3 protein-coding genes are annotated in these 2,583 nt (G+C 42.3%); all 3 read right to left on the bottom strand.

Annotation, left to right across the window (positions count from 1 at the left end; genetic code table 11):
• Window positions 1-628: 7TM-DISM domain-containing protein (locus A3766_RS15675; RefSeq protein ID WP_197479593.1), on the bottom strand; the 628-nt coding region annotated here is incomplete at its 3' end.
• 250 nt (window positions 629-878) lie between these two features.
• A complete protein-coding gene (locus A3766_RS15670) occupies window positions 879-1,463 on the bottom strand; it encodes a hypothetical protein (RefSeq protein ID WP_068510282.1) in 585 nt (194 codons plus the stop codon).
• A gap of 84 nt (window positions 1,464-1,547) precedes the next feature.
• Window positions 1,548-2,583, bottom strand: a 1,036-nt coding sequence (locus A3766_RS15665) for an extracellular solute-binding protein (RefSeq protein WP_197479592.1), incomplete at its 5' end; no start/stop codon positions are given.

Below are 2,583 nucleotides of genomic sequence, written 5' to 3'. Positions count from 1 at the left end.
GATATACCAAGAGGTTGTAGATGGCGATTACTAGTATGCCTCCCATATACACGCCATGAACGAGATTGGTTGCGCTATCTGCTTGTCGGTGAGCTTCAGGGCGCCATAACTTAATGGGGACTTGCAGTGAACTTGAGGATTTGGCTCTAACGTAAACCCTTATGTTTTGTGACGAAGGCAGGTCAAGGGGGAGTATAAATAAGCGGTGCTTAAGTGGGCGCTCCGAAAAACTAAGTTTGTCTCCCATAAAGTGTTTTTCGATTATTTGATTTTTTGCAACTAGATAGACATCTAGATAATCGAGAACAGGGTAATCAAATTCTAGGTAAAACTGGCTGTCGCTTCCAATATTTATTACGTCAAATTTAAGCCACCAGTCTGAATTACTATACCCCCGGTTAAATATTTGCTGGGTACTGGTTTGCCATCGGGGTTCGTTACTCAATATTGATTCGATAGTCTGCTCAGCGTTAGGTGCTTCTATGTACTGGATGCCTTGCCCAATAGGGGTATGTGAACTGGAAGTTGTTCCAACTTCAAAAGTAGCGTGAGATGCACTACATAAACCCAATAAAAAGAGAGTGGTGAGAAGTAACAGTACTGAATTTGATGGCAGGCACTTAGACATAAGATAAATATAGTCTGGGTGTCCATATTTAACAACCTGGATAGCTATTTTTTAATAGCGGATAATGCGTTTGTCGAACGAATTGATTATTTAATCTTCCTCTCACTGACTTATAAGTGACGATGGCAGGCTGTTAGATAAGTAGCGATTTTTACAGTTGATCGTTGCTTACTAGCACGATAAGGGAATAAATGAATACTGCATATAAATGATTGCCTCATTGCTTAAATAAGGCAATCAGTTCTATCAACTACATGTTATTTTGCTTCTTGAACTCTGTAATCAATTCAAGCGGCTTGTGCTTTTTGTTTGTCTTGTTTAGCACATAGACAACAGTCTCGCCTTTTGGTCCTGAACCGATTTCTGTGAAACGATAAGGTGCTTCGCCTACTTTTCGAACGCTATTCATATCTTCTAGTGTGCTGAAGACGTAGATTCGGCCTTCCATGCGCATTTCACCATAGAATGGCTGGGCTGGCGCTACAGTGCCTTCAATCAGATCAATACTTGGAATACCTGAACGCTTCTTCTTATCTTCGCCTGTCAAAGCAAACTTTAGGGTTTCGCCTTTAGGGCCTGCACCGATGCGTGCAACCATGTAAGCAGTATGCCCAGTCTTAAGGAAAGATTGGTATAAGGCTTTATCATAGAAAAAGTAAATACGGCCATCGTGGTGTACTTCATATAATGCCGGTACCTTTACTGACATCTTTGTTTGCGTTTGCATTGTTTCAGACGCTGAAGTAGCTTCTTTTGTATCCGTGCTTGCGCACGCAGCTACACCAAGAGCCATAACCGTTGATAAGCCAAGTATACGTAGTTTCTGTGCGATCATTGCTTGATTCCCGTTTTGTGTGTGATACGACCAATACAGGATATTAAGTTTTTATGACAGGAATGTTACAGGAAATGGGAAACCCTAATCATTGCTTGTTTTACGCCACCAGTTCTCAACACCAAGCTTATAGGGCGGCTGAGTGCTTGGACGAGCAAATCGATCCCAATAGGCAAGACGGTGGTAGTTTAGGTGCCAGTTTGGAATGCTATAGTGTCTCCATAAGAGTACTCGGTCTAGCGCATTCATTGCGACTATCAGTTCTGCGCGGGTCCTGGCTCGCAATACATGGCCAAGCAGGTCGTCAACGACAGGGTCATTGATACCCGCATAATTTTGGCTGCCCTCGATATTAACCGTATCGGAATGAAAGTAGTCTCGTTGCTCGTAACTGGGGGCCTGACCCTGAGACAAAGAAACAGTCGTCATATCGTAATCAAATTGATCTAACCGTACTTTGTATTGAGCTGTATCGATTAGCCGTGGCTCTGCAGTAATACCGATTTTTTGTAAGTTCTTCACAAAAGGTAGAATAACGCGCTGGATTCCAGCCTGACGAATGAGTATTTCGAAGCTAAATACTTTTCCGCTGTTTGCATGCCTTAATTCACCATCCTTTAAAATCCAGCCAGCTTGTTTTAAAAGATTGAGTGCTCTGCGTTGTACTGTACGAATATTTCCATTGCCTTTAGTTTTGGGTAGGGAAAAGGCAGACTCAAATAGGGAAACAGGCAAATTTTTCTTATGAGGCAATAGTAGTTCAAGCTCCTCTTCACTAGGGAGGCCAGTAGCTTTGAATGCTGAATTAGGGTAGTAGCTTTGGTTTCGCTTATAAGCGCCATTAAAAAGGGCTTTGTTCGTCCACTCAAAGTCAAACATTAAGCTCAGTGCTTCTCTGACTTTTGGATCGGAAAATATCTTACGGCGGTTGTTAAAGAAAAAAGCCTGAGTGGTGCTGGGAATATCATGTTTAATTTCCGCTTTAATGACCTTACCTTCATTCAAGGCAGGGAAGTCGTAGGCCTTAGCCCAGTTTTTTGCGGTATAGTCGAAAAACAGATCAAAGCTATCAGACTTAAAGCCCTCAAATGCCACTGACTGATCGCGGTAAAAATCTATC

Source organism: Oleiphilus sp. HI0132, from assembly GCF_001635845.1.
This window is presented reverse-complemented; position numbering and strand designations above follow the sequence as displayed.